At 64.6% G+C, this 24,704-nt stretch carries 22 protein-coding genes, 1 pseudogene and 1 riboswitch; of the genes and pseudogenes, 13 read left to right on the top strand and 10 right to left on the bottom strand.

The features are described 5' to 3' along the window. Positions 1-20: 20 nt before the first annotated feature. The 4 genes from ftsE to RAD16_RS39710 all read left to right on the top strand — a co-directional run bounded on the left by ftsE (position 21) and on the right by RAD16_RS39710 (position 3,214). Positions 21-680, top strand: a complete 660-nt coding sequence (gene ftsE, locus RAD16_RS39725) for a cell division ATP-binding protein FtsE (RefSeq protein WP_326896824.1) — start codon at positions 21-23, stop codon at positions 678-680. Continuing rightward, entirely contained in the window at positions 673-1,641 is a 969-nt protein-coding gene (locus RAD16_RS39720) for a cell division protein FtsX (protein WP_458163423.1), read from the top strand. The genes ftsE and RAD16_RS39720 overlap by 8 nt, the downstream gene beginning before the upstream one ends. 72 nt (positions 1,642-1,713) lie before the next feature. Next, positions 1,714-2,418, top strand: coding sequence for a YdcF family protein (locus RAD16_RS39715; RefSeq protein WP_458163421.1), 705 nt, complete (start codon positions 1,714-1,716; stop codon positions 2,416-2,418). Positions 2,419-2,440: 22 nt separating this feature from the next. Next, positions 2,441-3,214, top strand: a complete 774-nt coding sequence (locus RAD16_RS39710; protein ID WP_458163419.1) for a lysophospholipid acyltransferase family protein — start codon at positions 2,441-2,443, stop codon at positions 3,212-3,214. Here RAD16_RS39710 and RAD16_RS39705 read toward each other — a convergent pair. Continuing rightward, on the bottom strand, positions 3,211-3,816 hold the full coding sequence (locus RAD16_RS39705) for a gamma-glutamylcyclotransferase (protein ID WP_458163417.1): 606 nt from the start codon (positions 3,814-3,816) through the stop codon (positions 3,211-3,213). The two genes, RAD16_RS39710 and RAD16_RS39705, sit on opposite strands and share 4 nt — an antisense overlap. Before the next feature lie 110 nt (positions 3,817-3,926). Here RAD16_RS39705 and RAD16_RS39700 point away from each other — a divergent pair, with 110 nt between their 5' ends. The 3 genes from RAD16_RS39700 to RAD16_RS39690 all read left to right on the top strand — a co-directional run bounded on the left by RAD16_RS39700 (position 3,927) and on the right by RAD16_RS39690 (position 7,419). Beyond that, complete coding sequence (locus tag RAD16_RS39700) at positions 3,927-5,111, top strand: DUF2125 domain-containing protein (protein WP_458163415.1); 1,185 nt, start codon at positions 3,927-3,929, stop codon at positions 5,109-5,111. Between the two features lie 221 nt (positions 5,112-5,332). Further along, the gene (locus RAD16_RS39695; RefSeq protein WP_458163413.1) at positions 5,333-5,575 is read left to right on the top strand and encodes a hypothetical protein; all 243 of its coding nucleotides are present in this window, start codon (positions 5,333-5,335) and stop codon (positions 5,573-5,575) included. Positions 5,576-5,850: 275 nt separating this feature from the next. After that, positions 5,851-7,419: a hypothetical protein gene (locus RAD16_RS39690; RefSeq protein WP_458163411.1), complete on the top strand. Its 1,569-nt coding sequence runs from the start codon at positions 5,851-5,853 to the stop codon at positions 7,417-7,419. Positions 7,420-7,533: 114 nt separating this feature from the next. Here RAD16_RS39690 and RAD16_RS39685 read toward each other — a convergent pair whose 3' ends face one another. The 3 genes from RAD16_RS39685 to RAD16_RS39675 are packed head-to-tail and all read right to left on the bottom strand — an operon-like array spanning position 7,534 to position 10,446. Then, on the bottom strand, positions 7,534-8,472 hold the full coding sequence (locus RAD16_RS39685; RefSeq protein WP_458163409.1) for a prephenate/arogenate dehydrogenase family protein: 939 nt from the start codon (positions 8,470-8,472) through the stop codon (positions 7,534-7,536). Further along, positions 8,469-9,563 (bottom strand): histidinol-phosphate transaminase, encoded by a 1,095-nt coding sequence (gene hisC / locus RAD16_RS39680; protein ID WP_458163407.1) that lies wholly within the window; start codon positions 9,561-9,563, stop codon positions 8,469-8,471. The genes RAD16_RS39685 and hisC overlap by 4 nt, the downstream gene beginning before the upstream one ends. A 34-nt stretch (positions 9,564-9,597) precedes the next feature. Next, a complete protein-coding gene (locus RAD16_RS39675) occupies positions 9,598-10,446 on the bottom strand; it encodes a chorismate mutase (RefSeq protein ID WP_458163405.1) in 849 nt (282 codons plus the stop codon). A gap of 221 nt (positions 10,447-10,667) precedes the next feature. Next, a riboswitch (SAM riboswitch) is annotated at positions 10,668-10,747 on the top strand. An 85-nt stretch (positions 10,748-10,832) separates the two neighbouring features. Between RAD16_RS39675 and metX the strand changes: the two genes are divergently transcribed. Both metX and metW read left to right on the top strand, forming a co-directional pair. Beyond that, on the top strand, positions 10,833-12,050 hold the full coding sequence (gene metX / locus RAD16_RS39670) for a homoserine O-acetyltransferase MetX (protein WP_458163436.1): 1,218 nt from the start codon (positions 10,833-10,835) through the stop codon (positions 12,048-12,050). Positions 12,051-12,065: 15 nt separating this feature from the next. Beyond that, positions 12,066-12,728, top strand: a complete 663-nt coding sequence (gene metW, locus RAD16_RS39665) for a methionine biosynthesis protein MetW (protein WP_458163403.1) — start codon at positions 12,066-12,068, stop codon at positions 12,726-12,728. 115 nt (positions 12,729-12,843) lie between these two features. Here metW and RAD16_RS39660 read toward each other — a convergent pair whose 3' ends face one another. Then, positions 12,844-13,707, bottom strand: a complete 864-nt coding sequence (locus tag RAD16_RS39660; protein WP_458163401.1) for an alpha/beta fold hydrolase — start codon at positions 13,705-13,707, stop codon at positions 12,844-12,846. Positions 13,708-13,924: 217 nt separating this feature from the next. Here RAD16_RS39660 and RAD16_RS39655 point away from each other — a divergent pair, with 217 nt between their 5' ends. After that, entirely contained in the window at positions 13,925-14,584 is a 660-nt protein-coding gene (locus RAD16_RS39655) for a TIGR02594 family protein (protein WP_458163399.1), read from the top strand. A gap of 122 nt (positions 14,585-14,706) precedes the next feature. Here RAD16_RS39655 and RAD16_RS39650 read toward each other — a convergent pair whose 3' ends face one another. Continuing rightward, on the bottom strand, positions 14,707-15,495 hold the full coding sequence (locus tag RAD16_RS39650) for an MOSC domain-containing protein (RefSeq protein WP_458163397.1): 789 nt from the start codon (positions 15,493-15,495) through the stop codon (positions 14,707-14,709). Positions 15,496-15,736: 241 nt separating this feature from the next. Here RAD16_RS39650 and clpB point away from each other — a divergent pair, with 241 nt between their 5' ends. Then, entirely contained in the window at positions 15,737-18,376 is a 2,640-nt protein-coding gene (clpB, locus tag RAD16_RS39645; protein ID WP_458163395.1) for an ATP-dependent chaperone ClpB, read from the top strand. 78 nt (positions 18,377-18,454) lie between these two features. Here clpB and RAD16_RS39640 read toward each other — a convergent pair whose 3' ends face one another. The 3 genes and pseudogenes from RAD16_RS39640 to RAD16_RS39630 form a co-directional block, all read right to left on the bottom strand. After that, complete coding sequence (locus RAD16_RS39640; RefSeq protein ID WP_458163393.1) at positions 18,455-20,086, bottom strand: hypothetical protein; 1,632 nt, start codon at positions 20,084-20,086, stop codon at positions 18,455-18,457. Between the two features lie 142 nt (positions 20,087-20,228). Next, a pseudogene (locus RAD16_RS39635) lies at positions 20,229-20,582 on the bottom strand (M23 family metallopeptidase); the annotation flags it as partial. A gap of 152 nt (positions 20,583-20,734) precedes the next feature. Beyond that, complete coding sequence (locus RAD16_RS39630) at positions 20,735-21,001, bottom strand: hypothetical protein (RefSeq protein ID WP_458163391.1); 267 nt, start codon at positions 20,999-21,001, stop codon at positions 20,735-20,737. Between the two features lie 241 nt (positions 21,002-21,242). Between RAD16_RS39630 and RAD16_RS39625 the strand changes: the two genes are divergently transcribed. Further along, on the top strand, positions 21,243-21,656 hold the full coding sequence (locus tag RAD16_RS39625) for a hypothetical protein (protein WP_458163389.1): 414 nt from the start codon (positions 21,243-21,245) through the stop codon (positions 21,654-21,656). A 31-nt stretch (positions 21,657-21,687) separates the two neighbouring features. Here RAD16_RS39625 and RAD16_RS39620 read toward each other — a convergent pair whose 3' ends face one another. Next, positions 21,688-23,751 (bottom strand): M23 family metallopeptidase, encoded by a 2,064-nt coding sequence (locus RAD16_RS39620; protein WP_458163387.1) that lies wholly within the window; start codon positions 23,749-23,751, stop codon positions 21,688-21,690. A 695-nt stretch (positions 23,752-24,446) separates the two neighbouring features. On the opposite strand from RAD16_RS39620, the gene RAD16_RS39615 reads away from it, so the two are divergent. Then, the coding region (locus RAD16_RS39615) for a hypothetical protein (RefSeq protein WP_458163385.1) at positions 24,447-24,704 on the top strand (258 nt) is incomplete at its 3' end.

Below are 24,704 nucleotides of genomic sequence, written 5' to 3'. Positions count from 1 at the left end.
CCTCTCGAACGGAGCTGAGCTTGGTTCGGTTCGAAAATGTCGGATTGCGTTACGGTCTGGGGCCGGAGGTCCTGCGCGACCTCAGCTTCCAGATCCCGGCGCATTCGTTCCAGTTTCTCACCGGCCCGTCCGGCGCCGGCAAGACGTCGCTGTTGCGCCTGCTGTTCCTGTCGCATCGGCCGACGCGCGGCCTCGTCAATCTGTTCGGCCACGACGTCTCGCAGCTCAGCAAGGACGAGATCGCGGATTTGCGCAAGCGCATCGGCATCGTGCTGCAGGATTTCCGTCTGCTCGATCACATGACCACTTATGAAAACGTGGCGCTGCCGTTCCGCGTCATGGGCCGCAGCGAGTCGAGCTACCGCAAGGAGGTCATCGACCTCCTGCGCTGGGTCGGGCTCGGCGACCGCATGGACGCGCTGCCGCCGATCCTGTCCGGTGGTGAGAAGCAGCGCGCCGCGATCGCGCGCGCCGTGATCTCGCGCCCTCAATTGTTGCTTGCGGACGAGCCGACCGGCAGCGTCGACCCGACGCTCGGCCGCCGCCTGCTGCGGCTCTTCATCGAGCTCAACAAGTCGGGCACCGCCGTCATCATCGCCACCCACGACATCGCCCTGATGGACCAGTACGAGGCGCGCCGCTTCGTGCTGCATCAGGGCCGGCTGCACGTCTATGAGTAAGACCGACGAGCGCGGCGTTCTGGTCGACCTCGGGCAGGAGCGTCCGCCGCTTCCCGCCAAGGCGCGCAATTTGTCGCCGATCGTGCCGCGGGCCTCGATCCATGGCCGTGCGCTGGTTGCCGTCGTCGCCATCATGACGTTCCTGGCCTCGATGACCACGGGCACGGTGCTGCTGGTGAGCGCCTCCGCCGCGGAATGGCAGTCGGACGTCGCAAGCGAAATCACCATCCAGGTCCGACCGCAGACGGGCCGCGATCTCGATCGCGATACCGCGGCGGTGACCGAGGCGATGCGCGCGCAGCCCGGCATCGTCGAGGTCAAGCCGTTCTCGAAGGATGAAAGCGGCAAGCTGCTCGAGCCCTGGCTCGGCACTGGCCTGTCGATGGACGATCTGCCGGTGCCGCGCATGATCATCGCGCGCGTTCAGCCCGGCACGGCGCTCGATCTCGGCGCCTTGCGTGCGCGCGTGACGCAAGTGGCGCCGAGCGCCAGCGTCGATGATCACCGCGCCTGGATCGAGCGGATGCGCTCGATGACCAACGCCACCGTGCTCGCCGGCATCGGCATCCTTGCGCTGGTCATCGTCGCGACCATCATTTCGGTCTCGTTCGCGACCCGCGGCGCGATGGCGGCGAACCGCCCGATCGTCGAGGTGCTGCATTTCGTCGGCGCCGGCGACCGCTATATCGCCAACCACTTCCTGCGCCATTTCCTCCGCCTCGGGCTCGAGGGCGGCGTGATCGGCGGCGGCGTCGCCATGCTGTTGTTCGGCTTCTCCGAGTCGATCGCCGGCTGGTTTTCGGGGACCCCGGTCGGTGATCAGTTCGCCGCGCTGCTCGGCACCTTCTCGCTGCGTCCGTCCGGCTATGTCGTGCTTGCGGTGCAGGCGGTGCTGATCGGCGCCATCACCGCCGTCGCCTCGCGTCAGACACTGTTCGCGACACTGAACGATGTGGATTAGCTCCGATAAACCGGACTCCACTTCGCCTCAAAACGTCCTAAAATCATTCGGGGAAGGGATCACCGACATCACATGACCTCGCCGACCGACGATCGATCGCCGAAACTGCCGCGCGGCTGGCTGCGCGCGGTGGTGGTATCGACGGTCGCGCTTGCCTTCGTCGGCGCGGCGGCGGGCTTCATCGCGTTCCTGTCGCAATTGCGTGGCGCCGAGATCGCCCCTAGCCGCAAGGCCGATGGCATCGTGGTGCTGACCGGCGGCTCCTCGCGGGTCTCGGACGCCATGGAGCTGCTCGCCGCCGGCTACGGCAAGCGGCTGCTGATCTCAGGCGTGCACCCGACCTCGACGGCGAGCGACATCTCCCGGACCCTGCCGGAGAACCAGACCTTCATGGCCTGCTGCGTCGACCTCGACCGCACCGCGCTCACGACCCGCGGCAACGCGGCGGAGGCGCGGCGCTGGGCCGAGAGGCGCGGCTTCAAGTCACTGATCGTGGTCACCTCGAACTATCACATGCCGCGTGCGCTGGTGGAGTTCTCGCATGCGATGCCGGAGACGACGCTGATCCCGTTCGCGGTAGTCGGCGACAAATGGCGCGAGGAGCCCTGGTGGACCTCGGCGTCCACCTTGCGGCTGCTCCTGTCCGAATATGTCAAGTATATCGCGGCCGAACTCAGGGTGCGGCTGGAGGATTTCGGGATTGACCTTTCGCCCGAGATGTCGGAGCAGCCTGCAGGCCTGACGCCGAAGCGGCCCGCGACGGCACAGGCCAATTGAACGGCAATTGAACGGACCGTCGATGTCTTTGATCTTCCTGCGCTCGCTCGTGTTCAACGTGCTGTTCTACACCGTGCTGGTCGTCCTCGCGATCGTGGCGCTGCCGACCTTTGCCTTGCCGCCACGCGCCATGCTGACCGTCGCCGAATGGTGGGCGAAGGCGACGATGCTCCTGATGCGCGTGGTCTGCAACATCAAGGTGGAATTCCGCGGTGTCGAGAAGATCCCGCAGGGGCCGCTGGTGATCGTCGCAAAGCACCAATCGTTCTGGGAGACCTTCGTGCTGCCAGGCTTCTTCAACCGCCCGATTTTCATCCTCAAGCGCCAGCTCATGCAGATCCCGGTGTTCGGCCAGTTCCTGGCCAAGACCGGGATGATCGCGATCGATCGCAATGCCGGCGTGAAGGCGCTGCTGGACATGACGCGCCGCGCGCGCGAGGCCGTGCGCAGCGGAAAGCAGCTCGTGATCTTTCCGGAAGGCACGCGTCGCGCGCCGGGAGCGCCGCCGGACTACAAGACCGGCTTTGCGCAGATCTATTCATCCTGCGGCGTGCAGTGCCTGCCGATCGCGCTCAACTCCGGCCTGTTCTGGCCGCGCCGTACCTTCATGCGCTATCCTGGTACGCTGGTGGTCGAATTCCTCGATCCGCTGCCGCCGGGCCTGCCGAAGGACGAGTTTCTCTCCCGTGTGCAAACCGCCATCGAAGAGGCGACCGCTCGCCTCGTCGAAGCGGGCCGCAAGGAGCAGGAGCAATTGATCGGCAGCGCGCCGAGCTACGCGCCGTCAGAGAGTTAGCGGTTCTCTTGATCTTCCACGGGAGGCGGCGCGTGCTGGGCATCACCATGCAGCATGGTCGCAAGCTGATGCAGCTGCGTATCGCGAAATCCTTCGGCCTCGATCGCCTTCACAGTCGCCGTGACATAGTCGCGGTTGGCGCCGGACTGGCCATGCCCCTGGATCACGTGGCGGTGCTGATCGGCGAGCGAGAGACGGCCGGCATATTGGACATGACCGCGGTCGACGACATAGGCGAGCGCGGAGACGCGCTGGCGCGCATCGTTCTCCAGCCACACCGAGCGCATCACCTCGCGGTAGACCGAGGTGACCTGCTCGCGCGCGCGCAAATAGGCGACGACGTCGGAGCGGTTCTTTTCAGCGACGCGGAAGGCGATGCCGCGGCAGGCGCCGCCGCGGTCGAGCCCGAGCACCAGGCCCGGCTTCTCTGGCGTGCCTCGATGCACGAAGGAATAGACACAGAGCGCGCGATGCTCGCCGACCAGCCGCGACGGAACGCGTTCCTCGAATTCGAAGCCCGGTCGCCACATCAGCGAGCCATAGCCGAACACCCAGAGGTCGCCCTTGGCTGTGGTGACGGAGGGGAGGGTGATTTCGGACATTTCGGGCACGGCTACCAGAACCGGGCCCCCAAGCGAAGCGAATTCTCCGCCCTTGATGTGAGGCCGGCCTCGCTAACATTTGCCAAAATCTGGGGTCAAAGGGTCGCCGCATGTCCGATATGACCGTTGCCGCAGGCCGGCGCTCCCGTTGGGGCCTTTTCATCGCTCCAGTTCTTGTCCTGATCCTCGCCGTCGCGTGGAGCTGCTTCTGGTTCTATGCCGCTTCACAGGCCGAGGTGGCCGCCGACGCCTGGCGCGCGCAGGAGGCCAAGTCCGGTCGCATTTATGATTGCGCCAAGCGCTCGATCGCGGGCTTCCCGTTCCGCTTCGAGGTCCAGTGCTCCGGCGCCAGCGTCGCCCTGGTGTCGCAGAACGCCAGCAAGACGCCGTTCACGGCCAAGCTGGACAACATCCTGGTCGTTGCGCAGGTCTATGATCCCAAGCTCGTCATTGCCGAATTCTCCGCACCGGCGACGCTGATCGACGGCGTCACGCAAAACACCTTCGTGGTGAACTGGAGCAAGGGCCGCAGCAGCGTGGTCGGCCTGCCGGCCGTGCCGGACCGCGCCTCCATCGTGTTCGACGATCCCAGCCTCAACCGCCTCGACGGCAGCGTGCAGGTGCCGCTCGCGCGCGCCAAGCAGATCGAGCTGCATGGCCGCCTCGCCGAGGAATCGAAGTCCGATCATCCCGTGATCGAGACCGTGCTCCACCTCGCGCAAGGCAGCATCCAGGGCGTTCATCCCTTGCTCGCCGAGCCGTTCGAGGCCGACACGCGTGCGAAGATCACGGGCCTTTCCGACCTCACGCCCAAACCCTGGCCGCAGCGCTTCCGCGAGATCCAGGCGGCCGGCGGTCATATCGAGATCGTACAGTCGCGCATCCAGCAGGGCGAGATGATCGCGGTCGCGGCCGGCACGCTCGGCCTCTCGGCCAATGGCCGACTCGACGGTGAATTGCAGATGACGGTGACCGGCCTCGAGCGCGTGATCCCGGCGCTCGGCATCGAGAAGATGCTGGAAGAGGGCGTGCCGCAGGCAACGCTCGACCGCGTCGCGCCCGGCGTGAAGTCGCAGGACCTCAACAATCTCTTCGGCGCGCTTGACCGCGCCGTGCCCGGCCTCGGCAAGGTCATCAAGCAGAACGCCAATGCCGGCCTTGCCGCCGGCATCAATTCGATCGGCACCGAGAGCACGCTGGAAGGCAAGAAGGCGAGAAGCTTTCCGCTGAAATTCGTCGACGGTGCCGTGCTGCTCGGGCCTGTGACGGTTGGGCAGATTCCGCCGTTGTATTGAGCCCCGTAGCCCGGATGGAGCGCAGCGAAATCCGGGGCCGCTGGTACGGCTGGCGAGACCCCGGATATCGCTGCGCTCATCGGGCTACTAACGCGACGCTCCTACGTCACGCTCTCTTCCCCGGATCGTGATGACGCGCCGGGGAATGCCGAGCTGCAAACCCCGCTCTCTCTCCATGTCGGCCGCACGATGCTGCGGGCCGCCCAGGCAGGAGAGATATCATGACCAAGTCGAAACTGTTCGTTGCCGCCATCGCGGTTTCGTCGGCGCTCGCGACGCCCGCGTTCGCGCAGTGGCAATGGCAGTCGCAGGAGCCGGCCGCGTACGCCTCAATGTATCCGAACGGCGATCGCAGTTTTGCGAGTCCCAACCTTGCGAGTCCCATGACGCGGGAGACGATGGCATCCGTCCCCTCACCCAAATCACCGCGTCCCACCGTGATGCGCGCGACCAAGGGCAAATAGCCGCCATCCACCGCTTGCCCATCGCGAGTTGGGCCCGGTCATGTCCCGGCCGGGCTCAATGCGCGCAGCCTTGGACAATAGCGACAATCGTGCATGACGATCGTCCAGGCCGCGCAGATATTCCGAACATGAGCGTCAGGAAAACGTGATGCAGAAGATGCACCTCGCCGAGAATAATCGCTGCCGCATTCAAATCACTCCACACCAGGGAAGCATGCAGGCGCCGGAGACGGCGCGAGGACTCGAACCTGCTTCCCAAGTGGAGGGAGGTTTACGTGCGGATCATCAACTACGGACTGATGCTGGGAATGCTCGCTGCCTGTTCAGGACAGGCCCGTGCCGACGACAATGTCGCAACCGAAATCCAGGCGCTGAAGGCCAAACTGAAAGAGCTGCAGCAACGCGTGGACCAGGAGGCGCGCAAGACGCGGCAGGTTGAAGCGCAGGCGAAGTCGATTCAGCTGCCTGCAAGTTACAAGGCGCTCGCCGCCGATCCATGTGCGGCCGGCAAGGTCTGCTACAAGGGCGTGACGCTGACATTCGGCGGCTGGGTCGATCTCACCGGCATCTACCGCACGCGCAATCTCGCCTCCGACACTGGCTCGGTCTACAATTTCATCCCCTATCAGCAGAGCCGGAATTTCAACATTCCGGAGACGCGCTTCTCCGCTCGCCAGAGCCGGTTTTCGGTGCTCGCCGAAGGCAATGTCGATGCCGATACGCATCTCGCCGGCTACGGCGAAATCGACTTCGAAGGCGCGGCGCAGACGGCGAGCTCGGTTGCGACCAACTCGTTCAATCCGCGCATGCGGCAGCTCAGCCTGGAGGTCGATCGCAGCGATCTCGGCCTGCACTTCCTCGCCGGACAATCATGGTCGCTGAACGCGCCGACCAAGGCGGGCATCGACCCTCGCGGCGTCGATGCGCCCGGCGTGATCGACTTCGAATCCGTTCCCGGATTCATCGGCGCGCGTCAGCCGGGCTTGCGCGTCTGGCAGGACATCGGGCCGGAGTTCAAGCTGGCGGCATCGGTCGAGAATGCGCAGACTGCGTTCTTCGGTGGTAACGTCCCGACTGTCGGCACACCCGCCGTCGGGCCGCAGGGCGTGCTCAATCCGAACCTTCAAGTCAATCTGACCGGACCCGGCGGAAGCTTCTTCAACAGCCTCAACAATGTCAGCTTGAACCAGGTACCTGACGTGACAGTGAAAGCGGCGTGGGATCCGCGGCTCGGGCCCACCAAGCTGCATGTCGAAGCCTGGGCGCTCTATCGCCAGCTGTTCGATCGCTTCAACAACGCCAACCACACCTACGACACCGGCAGCTTTGGCGGTCACATCTTCGCGGAGCTCGTTCCGAAAACGCTCGACCTCCAGCTCTACGGCTCGCACGGCGTGCTTGGGCGCTTCACGCAGACGCCGTTCCCCGACGCGGCGGTGGCGCAGGACGGCACCATCCTTCCGCTGACGATCACGGCAGCTACGGTCGGCCTGGTCTGGCATGCGCTGCCGACCCTCGACGTCTACTCCTATGCGGGCCTGGAAAAAGCCAAGGCCAACTTCGCCAATGTCGGCACGGTGCCGTTCGGCTATGGCAATCCGCTCTACAACAACACCGGCTGCGGTATCGAGAACTCGCCGGCGGCGACCTGCAACGGCAATACCAGGGAGGTCCGGCAGATCACGGCCGGAATCTATGACACCATCTACCAGGGCAATTACGGCACGCTCAAAGCCGGCGTGCAGTATTCCTACACGCAGCGCTTCGCGTTCGCCGGCGTCGGCGGTGCGCCGAAGACCGACGACAACATCGTCATGACGCAGATTCGCTACTATCCGTTCTAGCCGTGAGATGCTGTAGCCCGGATGGAGCGAAGCGCAATCCGGGGTTCTTCGATACCGCACGCACCGTCCCGGATTGCGCTTCGCTCCATCCGGGCTACGCAGCTTTGTTTGAGCTCACGGCTTCTCGCCGAGCTGCCCATGCTGGCGGCCGAAATCCGCGGCTGCCGAATCCTGGCCGATCTCGACGATGCCGCGGCGGATGGCACGGGTACGGGTAAAATGGTCGAACAGTGCTTCGCCATCGTTACGGCGGATCGCGCGGGTCAGCTTGGCCAGATCCTCGGTGAAGGTGCCCAGCATCTCCAGCACGGCCTCCTTGTTGGCGAGGAACACGTCGCGCCACATCGTCGGGTCGGACGCTGCGATACGGGTGAAGTCGCGGAAGCCGCCGGCGGAGAATTTGATGACTTCCGACTCCGTCACCTGCGCCAGCTCGTCGGCGGTGCCGACGATCGTGTAGGCGATCAGATGCGGGAGATGGCTGGTGATCGCGAGCACGAGATCATGATGATCGGGCGTCATGATCTCGACCTTGGCGCCCATCGCCGCCCAGAACGCGCGCAGGCGATCGGTGGCCGCGGCATCGACGCCTTCCGGCGGCGTTAGAATGCACCAGCGGTTGATGAAGAGCTCGGCGAAACCGGAATCGGGGCCCGAATGCTCGGTGCCCGCGACGGGATGCGCCGGCACGAAGTGGATGTTTTTCGGCAGGTGTGGCGCCATGTCCCTGACGATCGCGCCCTTGACGGAGCCGACGTCGGAGACGATCGCGCCGGGCTTGAGGTGCGGCGCGATCTCCTGCGCCACCGGCCCGCAGGCGCCGACGGGAATGCAGAGGATGACGAGATCGGCGTCCTTCACCGCTTCCGCATTGGTCGCCACGACCTGGTCGACGATGCCGAGCTCGATCACGCGCGCACGCGTCTTCTCCGAGCGGGCGGTGGTGACGATCTCGCCGGCCAGCCCTTGGAGCTTCGCAGCGCGCGCGATCGAGCCGCCGATCAGGCCGAAGCCGATCAGCGCGACGCGCTGGAAGTGCGGGGTCGCGCTCATTTGCCGGCCATGAAGTCGCGCAGGCCGTCGACGACGAGGCGGTTGGCCTCCTCGGTGCCGATGGTCATGCGCAGGGCATGATGCAGGCCGTAATTCTTCAGCGCGCGCAGCACAAGGCCGCGCTTGGTGAGATAGGCGTCGGCCGCGTCTGAGGTCTTGCCGGTCTCCGGAAAGTGGATCAGCACGAAATTGGCGACGCCCGGCGTCACCTTCAGCCCGAGCTTGGTGATCTCCTCGGCCAGCCAGTTGCGCCAGGTCTCGGTGAACTGTTTCGACATCGCCTGGTGCGCGGTGTCCTCGATCGCGGCAACCGCGGCATACATCGCCGGCGTCGACACGTTGAACGGGCCGCGGATGCGGTTGACGGCGTCGATGATGTGCTCGGGGCCGAACATCCAGCCGATGCGCAGCGCGGCGAGGCCGTGGATCTTGGAGAAGGTGTGCGTCACCACGGTATTCTCCGTGGTGGCGACCAGCTCGATCCCCATTTCATAGTCGTTGCGCGAGACGTAGTCGGAATAGGCCGCGTCCAGCACCAGCAGCACGTGCGAGGGCAGGCCGGCGCGCAGGCGCTTGACCTCGTCGAACGGGATGTAGGTGCCGGTCGGATTGTTGGGGTTGGCGAGCCAGACCAGCTTTGTCTTCGGCGTCACCGCCTTGAGGATGGCGTCGACGTTGCAGGTGAGGTTGGTCTCCTGCGCGATCACGTTCTTGGCGCCGACCGCCATGGTCGCGATCGGGTAGACCAGGAAGCCGTGCGTGGTCGAGATCGCCTCGTCGCCATGGCTGAGATAGGTGTGGGCGAGCAGATTGAGGATCTCGTCCGAGCCGGCGCCGCAGATGATGCGGTTGGCGTCGAGACCGAAGCTGCGGCCGATCGCTTCGCGCAGCACGCGCGAGGTGCCTTCCGGATAGTCCTCGAGGTGATCAGCCACCTTCTTGAAAGCCTCGATCGCCTTGGGCGAGGGGCCGAACGGCGTCTCGTTGGCCGAGAGCTTGAACACCTTGCGGCCCGGCTCCGGCACCGGGGTCTTGCCGGGCGTGTAGGGCGCAATATCGAGAATGCCGGGATTCGGCACGGGGCGGGACATCTTCAACTCCGGAATAGCTTAAGCGGTACGCGATCTACGAATTCGGCCCGGTCGGGGCCACCGTATAGCGCGTTGCGTGGCTGCCGACGAGGGCCGTAGAGCGCACCGAGGCCCCCGCTTCGATCAGGGCAGCCTTGATCTTGTCGATGCTGGTTGCGCTGGTGACCGAGACCAGCAGCGCCGCGCCGTCGAAGGCGGTATCGGGCACCGCCACGATCTCGGCCAGCGGCGACAGCGCCCGCGCGACCTCGGCATTCCACCCGGACACGCGCACGCTGAAGGTTTCGACCTCAGTCACCACGGCGCTGTCGGCGACGCGCGAGATCGCAAACACCGGCAGCGCGGCCGGATGGTCGGCACGCTCGACGAAGGGCATTCGCGCGATGATCTTCGGCGCGCCGGCTGCTTCCAGCTCCAGCCACCACGGCGTGCGGCTCGAGGTCGCCGAGACCAGTGCCAGGTCGCCCTTGGACCTCGCCACCGCCTCGACCGCGGCCTGCGCGCTGAAATGCGCGACGTAAGGCACCGTGAAGCCGAAATGGAAGCGCACGGAATCGCGCATCGCCGGCTCGCTCACCGAGATGTCGGCATGCACCGAGAACGGCGCCTGGACGTAGGTGAAGGTCGAGATGATGACGCGCCAGATGCTCTCGACCGTGTCGAGCGGCAGGATGCCGCGATGGCGTTGCACGATGTCGCGCATCATCGAGGCTTCGCGCGCCGGGCGGAACGCCGAGCCAACCTCCTGGGTCTGCTTCACCTGGATCAGGCGGTCGATGATGTCGCCGCGCTGCATCAGCAGGCGATGCATACCCTCGTCGATCGCGTCGATCTCCTTGCGCAATTCCTGAAGCGATGGTGGCGCGGGCGGGCGTTGGGTCATATCTGACTTGGACTTTTGAGAGCTTGGGCTGTTGAGAGGCGTTCCAATACGGATCGGCCAAGTAAATTGGTAAGCTCGGATCCGCTGCGGTCGATGTCCTGATTAGGCAGTCGGGGCGGCGAAAGCAAAGAGAAATGACACCCCTTCAGGCCAAGATGGCAGAGACGAATTTGGCTCATCCCGGCCACGACTTGACGAAAACCGCCCAAGACAGTAGGTTTTGCCTGTTCCGTGGTCATTTGAGCCGGCCGGCTTGCAGCCACGTTAAAAAACTCGCTAAACAGGCCGGGGACGCTTCCGATCCCGGCCGAACCTATCGTTCAGGCCGGGTTTTTCATGGCCTGATGTCAGCGGCGGTCCAGCTTCCGTCGCATACGAGGTCGATGATGGTTGGCGTCAAGTCGATTCCAAGTCCTGCGATCAGTGCCCCCGCGATCAGTGCCGACGACCGGTCGCACGAGGTCGATCATCCGAGCTCGCAGGTCGCGCTGTTCGGCACCGACCAGCCGCTGCGGCTCGATTGCGGCGTCGATCTCTCCCCGTTCCAGATCGCCTATCAGACCTATGGCGAGCTCAATGCCGACCGCTCCAACGCGGTGCTGATCTGCCATGCGCTGACCGGCGACCAGCACGTCGCCAATGTGCATCCCGTCACCGGCAAGTCCGGCTGGTGGGAGACGCTGGTTGGCCCCGGCCGGCCGCTGGATCCCAGCCGCTACTTTATCATCTGCTCCAACGTGATCGGCGGCTGCATGGGCTCGACCGGGCCGGCCTCGATCAATCCCGCGACCGGCAAGGTGTGGGGTCTCGATTTCCCTGTCATCACGATTCCGGACATGGTGCGTGCACAGGCGATGCTGATCGACCGGCTCGGCATCGACACGCTATTCGCGGTGGTCGGCGGCTCGATGGGCGGCATGCAGGTGCTGCAATGGACCGCGGCTTATCCCAAGCGCGTCTACTCCGCGCTGGCGATCGCCTGCGCGACGCGGCACTCGGCGCAGAACATCGCGTTCCACGAGCTCGGCCGCCAGGCCGTGATGGCCGATCCCGACTGGCACAATGGCGGCTATGCCGATCACGGCATCCATCCGCATCGCGGCCTCGCGGTCGCGCGCATGGCCGCGCACATCACTTATCTCTCGGACGCCGCACTGCACCGCAAGTTCGGCCGGCGCATGCAGGACCGCGAGCTGCCGACCTTCTCGTTCGACGCCGACTTCCAGGTCGAGTCCTATCTGCGTTACCAGGGCTCGTCCTTCGTCGAGCGTTTCGACGCCAACTCCTATCTCTATCTCACCCGCGCGATGGACTATTTCGATATCGCCGGCGACCATGGCGGCGTGCTCGCAAAGGCGTTCGCGGGCATCCAGACCCGCTTCTGCGTGGTCTCCTTCACCAGCGACTGGCTGTTCCCGACCTCGGAATCGCGCGCGCTGGTGCATGCGCTGAATGCCTCGAGCGCGCGGGTGTCGTTCGCCGAGATCGAGACCGATCGTGGCCACGACGCCTTCCTGCTCGACGTGCCCGAATTCTTCGACATCTCCCGCGCCTTCCTGCAATCGGCGGGCAAGGCGCGCGGGCTCACCGACAAGAACGACTGACGAGGACGGCTAGCGATGTCTGTACAGGAAGTGCTGCCGCTCGGCGGCGCCGTTGCGGAGCAGCCGGCCCAGTTTCGCGCCGATCACCTGCTGGTCGCCGAGATGGTCAAGCCGGGCTCGAAGGTGCTCGACGTCGGTTGCGGCGAGGGCGATCTGCTTCAACTGCTGGAGAGCCGCGGCATCGACGGCCGCGGCATCGAGCTGTCGCGCGAGGGCGTCAACCGCTGCGTCGCCAAGGGTCTCGCGGTGGTGCAGGGCGATGCCGACACCGACCTCGTCAATTACCCGGATGACGCCTTCGATTACGTGATCCTGTCGCAGACGCTGCAGGCGACGCGGCAGCCGAAAGTGGTGCTGGAGAATCTGCTGCGCATCGGCCGCCGGGCCATCGTCTCGTTCCCGAATTTCGGCTTCTGGCGGATGCGCCTGCAGCTCCTGATCGGCGGCCACATGCCGCGCACGGAGAATCTGCCGGCGACCTGGTACGACACCGCCAACATCCATTTCTGTACCATCAAGGATTTCGTCGAGCTCTGCGACGCGATCAACGTCAAGATGGAGCGCTCGGTCGCGCTCGATCTCTATGGCCGCCCGGTGCCGCTGAACCTGCCCTGGTGGGTGTGGAACATGTTCGGCGAGCAGGGCGTGTTTCTGCTGAGCCGGGGTTGTGGAAAATAGTTCCTCCGTCATTGCGAGGAGCTCTTGCGACGAAGCAATCCAGATTGTCTCCGCGGAGAGATTCTGGATTGCTTCGCTATGCTCGCAATGACGGAGTGTGTGGTGCTGCGTCGCCTTAATGCGCCGCCAGCGACCTCGGATCGCGCGCCGGCCAGCGGCCGGCTTCGACCAGCGTCACGAACCGCTCCACGCTCTCGTTGAACAGCGCGGGCTCTTCGAGATTGAGCACGTGGCCGGATTTTGGAAACATCGCGAGACCCGCGGCCGGCAGATGCTTCTTCAAAAACAGGCTCGCGCCGACGCAGGGATCGTCCTCGTCGCCGCAGATGATCAGCGCGGGCGTCGGCACCTTCCTAATTGCATCCGTCAGCGTGTAGATCGACGGACGCCCGCCCTGGAAGCCGCGCATCGTGTTGGCGGAGCCCTTTGCATCGTGCCGAGCCAGTGCGGCGTAGAAATCGGCGTGGCCACGCGGGTCTTTCACCAGGAAGGGAATCCGGCTCGGCGCCTCGCGCGTGACCTTTGCGACTTCGGCGGAGCCAAGCGTCTCGAACTGCTCGGCATTGGCGCGACATTGCTTGCGCCAGATCTCCAGGTTCTCGAGCTCCGAGCCGGAGCCGACGCCGGCCAGCGTCATCGACAGCGCGCGCTCCGGCGCGTTCAGCCCGATCTGGAGCGAGGAATAGGCGCCCATCGACAGACCGACGAGATGTGCGCGCACGATCTTGAGATGATCGAGCACGGCGAGCGCGTCGGTGTAGAAATGCTGAAAGGTGTAGACCTCGCCGTCAGGCACGTCCGACGGCGTGTAACCGCGCGCGGAATAGGTGATGCAGCGGTGGCCGCACGAGAAGTAGCGCATCTGCGGCTCCCAATTGGTGTAGTCGGCCGCGAACTCGTGCAGAAAAATAATCGGCGTTCCCTGACCCGCTTCCTCGAAATAGATGCGGACGTCGTCCCTGGTCGTGGCGTGGGGCATTAACTGTTTCCCTCTCTTCAAGCCGCGATTGCAGGATCGCAGTTAATGTTGTTGTCCGCAATGCGGCAGCATCCAACCAGCACCAACACAAAATCATCGCAGCTATTCACTGGGGGCGGCGTCTTTTTCTCGCCACATCGGACCGCTTAACGGCCGGACACATGTCGGCCACCGCACGGGCCGGCCTGGAAGTGGGGGTGTCAGTTAAGGATGAAGAATGGTTGAGTTGTTTGCGTCTCGCCTGTCGCGTTGTGTTGTTGCGATGGCGATCTTCTTCGCGGCGGTTGCCGCATTCGTTTCTCCGGCCTCAGCGCGGCCACATCATCGTCATAGCGCAGAGCGGCACGCTTACGTGCACCATGCCAGACATCATCATTATCGCCACCATGCCCGCAGCTCGCGCTTCGAGCGCAGCGCGGCGCAGTTGCAGGCGAGCGGCTTCGGCGACACGCAGGCCAGCTATGATCCGAACGCCAACAGCGGCGGCGCGGCCAATAGCGCCATGGCTGCAAGCGGCAGCTTCGGTGGCGGATCGGGCCTCGTGTCCGAGGCGCGCCGCTATCTCGGTGGCAATCCGACCGGGCGCGGCAGCCTGTGGTGCGCGCGCTTCATGAACATGGTGCTGCAGCACACCGGCCATCAGGGCACGGGATCGGACATGGCGAGCTCGTTCGCGCGCTACGGCACGCGCGTCTCCGGCCCGCAGGTCGGCGCCATTGCCGTGACGTCGCGCGGCCGCCGCGGCGGCCATGTCGGCATCATCACCGGCATCGACGCGCAGGGGAATCCGATCATGATCTCCGGCAACAACGGCAACCGCGTCCGCGAGGCGCCGATCTCGCGCGGCCGGATTTATGCGTATGTGATGCCGAACTGAGGCTCTCGCCGTCGTCATTGCGAGGAGCGAAGCGACGAAGCAATCCAGGCTGTCTGAGCGGACAGATCTCTGGATTGCTTCGCTGCGCTCGCAATGACGGAGTGTGTTGAGCCGACGTTGGCTCACACCAATCTCGGTTCTTCCACCGCGACCGCGTCACCGACGCCGATCTCGCCGTCAGCGATGACCTCGGCATAGATGCCGCAATCCATGTGGCCGAGATGGCGCGACAGCGTCGGCGGGATCTCGAGATCGCGCTTGGCCGTCACCGGGTCCACGTTTGTGGCCGGGCAACGGACGATGCGCTTGACCACCTGCAGCCGGGCTTGGCCGATCGCCAGCGTCTGGCCGACGAGGTCGAGCTCGGACCAGGCCGGCCAGCCGGTCACGTAAAGATTGCCGCGGAAGCGCAAGGGATGTACGGCGGTGCCGCCGAGCATGGCCTCGATGGCGCGGACGCTGTTGAGATTGATGATCGACACAACCTTGCGGGCGACGTCGGAAAAGCTGTGGTCGCGGCCGGAGAGCACTTTCGGCGGGCCCTTCAGCTCCGGCTGAAAATTCTCGGTGAAGTAGCCCTCGATGGCGGCGCGCCCGGCAGCGGTCTCGAGATCGCCGCTGGCGACGATCTGGCCGTCCTTGCGGATGGTCAGCTGGTTAGTCGCGTCCTCGAACCGGCTGTCGAGGGTCGCCAGCCGCTCATTGCGCGCCAGCATCAGAAACTGGATTTTCGGCTTCCAGGCGGGCGCCTCGGGGTCGAACCCGCTCGGGCCGTTCTCGATGGCGTAGCGGCGGTCGGCGGGCAGGGTCTGGCCGGTTCGCAGGGGGACCCGGGGCAGGCTCTCGGGCGTCAGGCCCTTGATCGGGTAGCGGTAAAGGCCGGTGATTTCGGCGGTCTGGCTGGCTGTCATGCCGTTATTTAGGGGATTCGACCGGGCCACGCCAAGCGGGCGCATCAGCGCACGAAATTGTGAACTCGCCTCTTCCGATCCGAGGGCACGCTTCCCACATCTGGGTCAGGCCGGCGCCAGCGCCGGCTGATAACGACCGCTGTCGGTTGAGGAACGTCAACGCGGCGAGCGGAAACCCAATGAAGATGCCGTTTGGGGTGCCTTAGAGGGCCCCGGGGGCAGGCCGAGGGACAGAAAAGACATGAATATCGACAAATATACCGAACGCTCCAGGGGCTTCATCCAGTCCGCGCAGTCGCTTGCGGTGCGCGAGGGGCACCAGCAGTTTTCCACCCTGCACATGCTGAAAGTGCTGCTGGACGACAATGAAGGCTTGGCGTCCGGCCTGATCGACCGCGCCGGTGGCAATTCCCGTGCAATTCTCAAAGCGACCGAGGACGCCCTCAACAAGGTGCCGAAGGTCTCCGGTGGCGGCGCCGGCCAGATCTATCTCGCGCCCGAGCTCGCCCGCACGTTCGACGCCGCTGAAAAGGCCGGCGAGAAGGCCGGCGACAGCTTTGTTACCGTCGAGCGGCTGCTGCTCGGCCTGACGATTGAGAAGACCAGCGAGGCCGGCACGATCCTCGCCAAGGGTGGCGTCACCCCGCAAAATCTCAACGCGGCCATCGAGGCGCTGCGCAAGGGCCGCACCGCGGATTCCGCGACGGCCGAGAACGCCTATGACGCGCTGAAGAAATATGCCCGCGACCTGACCCAGGCTGCGCGCGACGGCAAGCTCGACCCGGTCATCGGCCGCGACGAGGAGATCCGCCGCACCATCCAGGTGCTGTCGCGCCGGACCAAGAACAATCCCGTCCTGATCGGCGAGCCCGGCGTCGGCAAGACCGCCATCGCGGAAGGGCTCGCGCTGCGCATCGTCAATGGCGACGTGCCCGAGAGCCTGAAGGACAAGAAGCTGCTGTCCCTCGACCTCGGCGCGCTGATCGCGGGTGCAAAATACCGCGGCGAGTTCGAGGAGCGGCTGAAATCCGTGCTCCAGGAAGTCACCGCCAGCGAAGGCACCTTCATCCTGTTCATCGACGAGATGCACACGCTGATCGGGGCCGGCAAGGGCGACGGCGCGATGGACGCGTCCAACCTGCTCAAGCCGGCGCTCGCGCGCGGCGAGCTGCACTGTATCGGCGCGACCACGCTCGACGAGTACCAGAAGCACGTCGAGAAGGATGCGGCGCTGGCGCGGCGCTTCCAGCCGATCTTCGTCAGCGAGCCCTCGGTCGAGGACACCATCTCGATCCTGCGCGGCCTGAAGGACAAGTACGAGCAGCACCACGGCGTGCGGATTACCGATTCCGCGCTTGTTGCGGCGACGACGTTGTCCAACCGCTACATCACCGACCGCTTCCTGCCCGACAAGGCGATCGACCTCATGGACGAGGCCGCGGCGCGGCTGAAGATGCAGGTCGATTCCAAGCCGGAAGAGCTGGATTCGCTCGACCGTGAGATCATCCGGCTCAAGATCGAGCAGGAGGCTCTCAAGAAGGAGAGCGATCTCGGCTCCAAGACCCGTCTCGAACTGCTCGAGAAGGAGCTGGCCGAGCTCGAGGAGAAGTCTGCGGCGCTGACGTCGCGCTGGAGCGCGGAGAAGAACAAGCTCTCCGACGCCCAGAAGCTGAAGTCCGAGCTCGACGCTTTGCGTGTCGATCTTGCCAACGCGCAGCGCCGCGGCGAATTCCAGAAAGCCGGCGAGCTGGCCTATGGCCGGATCCCGGAGCTGGAGAAGCAGCTTGCGGACATCGAGGCCCGTGAAGGCTCCGGCGAGATGATGGAGGAGGCGGTCACCGCCAACCACGTCGCGCAGGTGGTCTCGCGCTGGACCGGCGTGCCGGTCGACAAGATGCTGGAGGGCGAGAAGGAAAAGCTCCTGAAGATGGAGGAGCAGCTCGGCACCCGCGTCGTCGGCCAGAGCGAGGCCGTGCGTGCGGTCGCAACCGCCGTGCGCCGTTCGCGCGCGGGCCTGCAGGACCCGAACCGGCCGACCGGCTCGTTCATGTTCTTAGGGCCGACCGGCGTCGGCAAGACCGAGCTGACCAAGGCGCTCGCGGAGTACCTGTTCAACGACGAGACCGCGATGGTGCGCCTCGACATGTCCGAATACATGGAGAAGCACTCGGTCTCGCGGCTGATCGGCGCGCCTCCGGGCTATGTCGGTTATGACGAGGGCGGCGCGCTCACCGAAGCGGTGCGGCGCCGGCCTTACCAGGTCGTGCTGTTCGACGAGATCGAGAAGGCCCATCCCGACGTCTTCAACGTCCTGTTGCAGGTGCTCGATGACGGCCGCCTGACCGATGGCCAGGGCCGCACCGTCGATTTCCGCAACACGCTGATCATCATGACCTCTAACCTCGGTTCGGAGTTTTTGGTGAATCAACCCGAGGGCGAAGACACATCTGCCGTGCGTGAGCAGGTGATGGGGATGGTGCGGGGGCATTTCCGCCCCGAATTCCTCAACCGTGTCGACGAGATCATCCTGTTCCACCGTCTCCAGCGGAGCGAGATGGGCCGTATCGTCGAGATCCAGTTCGCGCGGCTCCAGAAGCTCTTGACCGATCGCAAGATCGTGCTGACGCTCGATGCTGCCGGCCGCGACTGGCTCGCTGCGAAGGGCTGGGATCCCGCCTACGGCGCAAGGCCGCTGAAGCGCGTGATCCAGCGTTACCTCCAGGATCCGCTCGCCGAGATGATTTTGGGCGGCGACATCAAGGACGGCGACAGCGTTGCGATCTCGTCCGCAGGCAATGTGCTGACCTTCAACGGCAAGGCGCAGCAGACTGCGGAGATCACCCAGTTCGACGCGCCGGCGTCGAAGCGCAAGCTGAATTGATAATAGACCCTAGACAACACATCGCCCCGGAGAGGTTCGTTTCTCCGGGGCGATTTTTTTGCCCGCTCGGCGTGCGCGCTATTTCTTCACGACCTTGTAGATCGCGTTCTCCACGTCCGAGGAGACGTAGATGACGCCGGTCGTACCGATCGCGACGCCTGTCGGAATATGCGTCGGCAGTCCTCCAGGCGCCCCGGTCAGGCCAATCGGAAGATTGGCCGCGATCTCGGTGACCTTGCCGTCCTCCGGCGCGATCTCGATCAGCCGTTTCGCGCCGACTTCCGCCACGATCAGCTTGCCGTCGCTGCCGCGGGCGAGGCCTTCGGGCATTTTCAGGTCCTTGGCGATCACGGTCTTTTCGCCGTTCTTGTCGACCCGGGAGACCTGTCCTGCGAAGGCCTCGGTGACATAGACCTCGCCGCTCGAGCCGCCGACGAGCCCGATCGGGCCCTCGAGGCCGCCAATCAGCGGGGTGCGGTCCTTGCCGTGGTCGCCGCTGACGCGGACCAGCGATTTGGTGCCGAGCTCGGCGACCAGGATGCTGCCGTCCTCGAGCACGATGGCGTCGTGCGGCGCCTTGAAGCCGTGCAGCATGTCACGTGTGGCGCCGGTCTTGCCGTCGATCACCTGCACCGTGCCGGTGAACCAGCTCGACAGGATCACGTCGTTGCCCTTCGCCGTCGCGCTCATCGGGTATTCGAGCGTGACGCCGTCGGCATGCATGCGCGCCTTCTCGGAGACCTCGCCGGTCGCGCCGTCGACCGTGCGATAAGCGAATACGTCGGCGACGTGGATCGTATCCTTGCCGTTCTCCGAGGTGACGCCGATGCCGCCGGGCAAAGCGAGCTTTCCGATGATGATCTGCTTGGCCTGACCGGTTGCGGGATCGACCTCCTGGATGCCGTTGTCGGCCATGTTGGAGACGTAGATGCGGTCCTTGTCGTCGATCGCGAGATTGTCCAGCGAGGGCTTCAGCTGTGCGACCATCGTCTTGGCGCCCGATTGGGGATCGACCCGGACGAGCTGGCCGAGCGCGGTGTCGACCACCCAGAGATTGCCCTTGGAATCGAAGTTCACGGCGGCCGGGACCTTGAAGCCGTCGGCGACGACCGTCAGCTCGGCCTTGTCGACGTCGACTTTCGCGACCTGTCCCTTGAACCAGAGCGGGCCGTAGAGCTTGTCGTCGGGCCCGAACTCGAAGCCGTTGAGGCCGCCCATCTTCTCCATGATCTGGCGGGGCGGTTTGACGCCTTCGACGTCGATTTCATAGAGTGTGTCGCCGAGGAAAACCGTGGTGGCGTACAGTCTGCCGTCCTTGCGGAAGGCGAGCGAATTGATGCCGGGAAGGCCGCTCGCGAGCTTCTTGATCGGGCCGTCGCCCTTGCGCGCATAGAGATCGCCGGCGAGGAAGCCGGTCCAGGCCATGGTGCCGTCGGGCGCGAATGCGATGTCGTCGGCCATCCCGATCGGAGCGGGGATTGCAACCTTGGCGGTACCGCTGGAAAAGTCGACCTCGTAGAGCATGGCGCCTGCGACGCTGCCGGCGAACAAATGGCCGGCCTTGTCGATCCCGAGCCCGTGCACGCCATGGAATGCCGAGCCGGGGACAAGTTTCGTGACCTCCCAGGTTCTCGGCGAGGTCTGCGCCGATGCGCTCGTGACAGAGAAAACAGCGGCAATCAGCGCTACGCAGGCGAGCCTGTTCATCATGGCGAGACCTCCCGTTTTTTGGAAAGTATTCGCCCGTCACGTGGCTTTGGCAAACGAAACTTGAAATTGGAGCGCGGCGTCGTCTCGCAACGTTCCGTTCAATTCTGTCCGGAGATGTCCGGCCGGAACCGGCCGGTTGCCACTAGCGGTTGCTGAACTGCAACGGCCCGCCGGTCGCATCCGACATGCGGGCGATGGCGCCGTTGCGGCCGCTCATCATGCCGTCGAGCCGGTCGCGTTCCTTCTCGAAGCCGGCCAGCATCCGGCCCTCCAGCGAACGACCGCGCGGCAGTTTCACGCGCAGCGGGTCGAACGAGCGGCCGTTGACCAGGATTTCGTAGTGAACGTGGGGGCCGGTCGACGCGCCGGTCGAGCCGACGAAGCCGATCACCTGACCCTGGCGCACCTTCTTGCCCGGCTCCATGCCCTTGGCGAAGGCCGACATGTGGCCGTAGGCGGTCTCGTAGCCATTGTTGTGCTTGATAATGTGCTGACCTTCAACGGCAAGGCGCAGCAGACTGCGGAGATCACCCAGTTCGACGCGCCGGCATCGAAGCGCAAGCTGAACTGAGCGGCGGCATTCACGTCACGCCAAATCGCCCCGAAGAGCTTCGTCTCTCCGGGGCGAAATTGTTTGAGGGCAACCTGCTAGCTGATGGCAGACACGGAGCCGGGGGAGGCGGGACCTTCCTCGTCTCCGTCCTGCTCGAGCTCCGACAGGATGTCTACGAGCGCGCGCACGCGGCCTTGCGCCAGCGGCCTGAGGTCATTGATCATGGGCTCGTCATTGGTGAGCCAAGCCTGGGCTTCGGCGAGTTCCTCGACGGTCGCGCCAGTTCCGATGATCTCTGCAATGGTCACGTCGTCAGCGCCGCTGACGGCTTTGGTGACGTCGTCGCGTGAGAGGTGCTGCATGATCGGTCTCCTCCTGACGGACTAACAGCCATCAATCCTCAGGATCGCCCAACGGTTCCACCGGTCAGCGAGCGCTATTTGCGTTACCTGATTTTAATGAAACTGCGGCCGCGAACCCCGGTTGCCCCCATACACAGGTTCGCCGCCAAAGCCGCGATCAGGTGCTGCGATCTCTCGTCATCGACCGTTGCCAGCAAGATCGTCCGGCGAAGCCTGCTCATCACCAGCGCAGGAGTTCGCCATGAGGCAAGATCTTGTCGCCTCCAATATTCACGTCTTCGATCAGCTTCATCCCAAGGTCTACGGCGCTGCCGTCGGCCTGGTCGCCTGGTTCGCGTTGATGGCCTGTGTGCTGTTCGACCGCAGCGATGACATCAGCCTCTCGCTGGGCTTCGTCACGCTGTTGTTCATCGTTGCGGTCGGGCTACCGTGGATACTGTCCCGACTGGGGCGAAGGCATCGGATGTCGAATGAGCCCCCTCACGGACCGATATCACTTCACGATTGGAAGGCGGGCGACTTCATGGTGTGGGGCGCGCGGCTTCACGGCTCGCACGCCGCGATCGACGTGCTGCTGCCGCTGATGGCGGTGTCGTTCGGCCTGACGGCGATCGGGATCGTCTTCGTGATCGTGCGGGCGCAGATTCTGGGCTAGCCCGTCTCGACGAGGGCGAGGAGTCGCCGGTTTAGCGGTTCGTCACCTGCAACGGCCCGCCGGTCGCATCCGACATGCGGGCGATGGCGCCGCCGCGGCCGCTCATCATGCCGTCGAGCCGGTCGCGCTCCTTCTCGAAGCCGGCCAGCATCGGGCCTTCCAGCGAACGGCCGCGCGGCAGTTTCACGCGTAGCGGGTCGACGAAGCGGCCGTTGACCAGGATTTCGTAGTGAACGTGGGGGCCGGTCGACGCGCCGGTCGAGCCGACGAAGCCGATGACCTGGCCCTGGCGGACCTTCTTGCCGGCTTCCATGCCCTTGGCGTAGGCCGACATGTGGCCGTAGGCGGTCTCGTAGCCGTTGTTGTGCTTGATGCGGATATATTTGCCGTAGCCGCCTTCAGTGCCGATCTTTTCGATCACGCCGTTGCCGGAGGCGAAGATCGGCGTGCCGTAGGCGGTGGCCCAGTCGACGCCGGTGTGCATCTTTACATAACCGAGGATCGGATGGCGGCGGCCGCCGAAGCCGGAGCGCATGATGGCGTTGTTGACGGGCTTCCTGACCAGGAACTTCTTCGCGCTCTTGCCGGTCTCGTCGTAGTAGTCGACGACACCGTCGTCCGGGCTCTGGTAGCGATAGTATTTCTTGGTTTCACCGCCGACCGTGAGCGAGGCGAACAGAACGTCGTTCTTTTCCGAGGAGGTCACGCCCTCGTCTTCGCCGGCGTAGAACACGTCGAAGGAATCGCCCGGCTGCACCTTGCGCTGGAAATCGACGTCGTAGGAGTAGATCTTGATCATGTCCTCGATGACGGGCATCGGGACCTTGTTGCGCATCGCGGTCTCGTAGATGCTCTGGTAGAGCCGCACGCCGGTGCCGTCATCGTCATCCTCGTCGTCGCTGTTGGCGTTGGCCGTGGCGTCGGCGACGGTGTTCATGGAGGAGACGTCGACCGCGACGTATTTGCCGAGATCGGACAAAGCTGCAATCGCCTCGACCACCGTGTCGTTTGCAACCACGACGCGATAGGGCTGGAGGCGGGCGCCGGGGCTTGCGGGCGCCATCAGGATGCGGAGCTTTTCGCCTTCCTTCAGGCCGCCGTCGCGGCCGCGCGGGCCGAGCGTCGCGGTGATCGCCTTGATCTCCTCGGCGGTGGCGCCGAGATCGCGCAGGACGGAGCCGACGCTGTCGCCCTTCTTGACCATGTGGATGCGTTCGCCGTTCGGATTTCCGCCGGTGATCTGCTCCTTGGTCTTCGGCAGCAGCGTCACGTTTTCCGGCACCACGCGCGTCTCGAAGCCGGCATAGGGATCGGACGGCGAGGATTCAGGGGCGTAGGCGCTTCTGATGTCGGACGGGCCGGTCGCGCCGGAAACGTCGGCGGTCGCGTTGGCGAGCGAGGCGTAGCGCACCCCGCCATTGCCGCGCCAATTGGCGGCATCGCGCACCCGCATCAGGATATCGTCGAGTGCAACCACCGCAGTAATCTTGGCCTTCGGCAGCACCGGCGAGAGATCCTTCGTGACGAAGGAGACCTCGGCGTCGGGCTCGACAGCTTCGGGATTGTTCGGATCGTCGGAAGCGGTCTTCGGATCGGAGCCGACATCGGTGAGCAGGCGCTGGGCGTTGAACGGCGGGATTTTCGCCGACAGATCGCTCGTCGTCATCGAGAGGTTGCCGGCGATCCGGACGAAGGGGCGCACTCGCATCACGTCGCGGTTGCCGACGCGGGCGACGGTGGAGACGCGCACGATGTTGCGCGAGGCCGTGGATTCGTTCGGCGGCGGCAGGCGGTCGCTCTTGTGCAGCGTGGCGGCACGATCAGCTGCGCCGAACGCACCACGCAGCGCGCCTTCGACGCGCTCCGGCACCTTGGCGAAGGTCATTTCGCCGTCGAGAGAAGCGAAAACGGCGCCGCCGATGAGGGCTGCGCCGCAAAGTCCGGTCAGAATTGTCCCGCTGAACCATTGTACCGAGACGCGACGGCGATCGATGACGGCGGCTTCCGAACCATCGACGGACAGCGGCGGCTCGTGGCCGAGATCGATGATCCCGGTCTCACGCCCATAAGCGCCGCGTGACGTCATGTGGTTCAACCTAAGTCCCCCAATCAACGACCCAAGAGCCCGGTTTCGTGCCGTTTCCTGGCCGCCCTCTTGGAGGGGCATCGCAGGAAAAGGCAAGCCGCACAGGCGTCCGCGGTCAGAAGGCCCTGATGACGGGCCGGCCGAAATTACGAACAGCTAAGCGGAAAAAGATCTCTCGATGTCTTTCGAATGTCTGAAGAAGGCCGCTTCATCGGTATGATCGCCTTCCTCTGACCCCACGCAAATCGCCGGCAGCCCCCACTGGCATCCCCGCGATTCAAGCTTGTCTCTTATCAGAACGCCGCGGGATTGTGGCTCAAGTACGGCGCCTAATATGGAAAAAGTTTCCTGAACGGCCCGGCGTCAGGGGCCGCCCGGGAGGGGCGCCCAGGTCCGCTACCCGCCCCCTTCGGACCCCCTTTGGAGCCCCTCCCGAGCCCGCCGGGGCCCAAACTTTTTTCAGACTTTTTGCCGTCTGGCTCCGGTTGGCGCATCCACGGGCCTCCTAATTGACTGTAATCGCTTGAATTTTTACGCCGATCCACTGTGCGACGATTTGTTGACGATTGGCGTTGACAGCCCGGAAGGTGGGGCCTATAACCCCAACCACTGAGCGCGGCGCCGCCGGGTCACTGACCAAGGCGAGCGAACGCGTCACTGATGCTCCTCACTTTGTTGAGTGACACAACAGCCGACACACTCGGTTGGAGTCATTCGACGTCGGTAAGGGTGTCGGAACCCTTCCTCTCAGGAAGGTTGAGGCCTCCACGGTCTCGGGCTGTTTGACAAGTGAAGATGAAGAAAGAGAAACGTGGACGGCGGAGTCCTTGCGGGCCTCGCTTCTGAAGAGCTTCGGCTTTTTGGATCGAGACCGGACGAAAGACTTCGGCGGTACACGTTTTAAAGGAAACACCATCGTTGCCAGCGATGTGAATCGCAGGCAGCGCATCGACTTCGGTCGA

This window comes from Bradyrhizobium sp. 18BD (assembly GCF_054185225.1).
This window is presented reverse-complemented; position numbering and strand designations above follow the sequence as displayed.

Coding starts and splice junctions, on each gene's coding strand:
- RAD16_RS39695 (WP_458163413.1), top strand. CDS start 5,333: ATGACCAAGTCGAAACTGTTCGTTGCCGCCATCGCGGTTTCGTCGGCG.
- RAD16_RS39630 (WP_458163391.1), bottom strand. CDS start 21,001: ATGCAGCACCTCTCACGCGACGACGTCACCAAAGCCGTCAGCGGCGCT.
- RAD16_RS39675 (WP_458163405.1), bottom strand. CDS start 10,446: ATGACCCAACGCCCGCCCGCGCCACCATCGCTTCAGGAATTGCGCAAG.
- clpB (WP_458163395.1), top strand. CDS start 15,737: ATGAATATCGACAAATATACCGAACGCTCCAGGGGCTTCATCCAGTCC.
- RAD16_RS39705 (WP_458163417.1), bottom strand. CDS start 3,816: ATGTCCGAAATCACCCTCCCCTCCGTCACCACAGCCAAGGGCGACCTC.
- metW (WP_458163403.1), top strand. CDS start 12,066: ATGTCTGTACAGGAAGTGCTGCCGCTCGGCGGCGCCGTTGCGGAGCAG.
- RAD16_RS39710 (WP_458163419.1), top strand. CDS start 2,441: ATGTCTTTGATCTTCCTGCGCTCGCTCGTGTTCAACGTGCTGTTCTAC.
- RAD16_RS39700 (WP_458163415.1), top strand. CDS start 3,927: ATGTCCGATATGACCGTTGCCGCAGGCCGGCGCTCCCGTTGGGGCCTT.
- metX (WP_458163436.1), top strand. CDS start 10,833: ATGGTTGGCGTCAAGTCGATTCCAAGTCCTGCGATCAGTGCCCCCGCG.
- RAD16_RS39660 (WP_458163401.1), bottom strand. CDS start 13,707: ATGCCCCACGCCACGACCAGGGACGACGTCCGCATCTATTTCGAGGAA.
- RAD16_RS39625 (WP_458163389.1), top strand. CDS start 21,243: ATGAGGCAAGATCTTGTCGCCTCCAATATTCACGTCTTCGATCAGCTT.
- hisC (WP_458163407.1), bottom strand. CDS start 9,563: ATGTCCCGCCCCGTGCCGAATCCCGGCATTCTCGATATTGCGCCCTAC.
- RAD16_RS39655 (WP_458163399.1), top strand. CDS start 13,925: ATGGTTGAGTTGTTTGCGTCTCGCCTGTCGCGTTGTGTTGTTGCGATG.
- RAD16_RS39720 (WP_458163423.1), top strand. CDS start 673: ATGAGTAAGACCGACGAGCGCGGCGTTCTGGTCGACCTCGGGCAGGAG.
- RAD16_RS39640 (WP_458163393.1), bottom strand. CDS start 20,086: ATGATGAACAGGCTCGCCTGCGTAGCGCTGATTGCCGCTGTTTTCTCT.
- RAD16_RS39715 (WP_458163421.1), top strand. CDS start 1,714: ATGACCTCGCCGACCGACGATCGATCGCCGAAACTGCCGCGCGGCTGG.
- RAD16_RS39685 (WP_458163409.1), bottom strand. CDS start 8,472: ATGAGCGCGACCCCGCACTTCCAGCGCGTCGCGCTGATCGGCTTCGGC.
- RAD16_RS39650 (WP_458163397.1), bottom strand. CDS start 15,495: ATGACAGCCAGCCAGACCGCCGAAATCACCGGCCTTTACCGCTACCCG.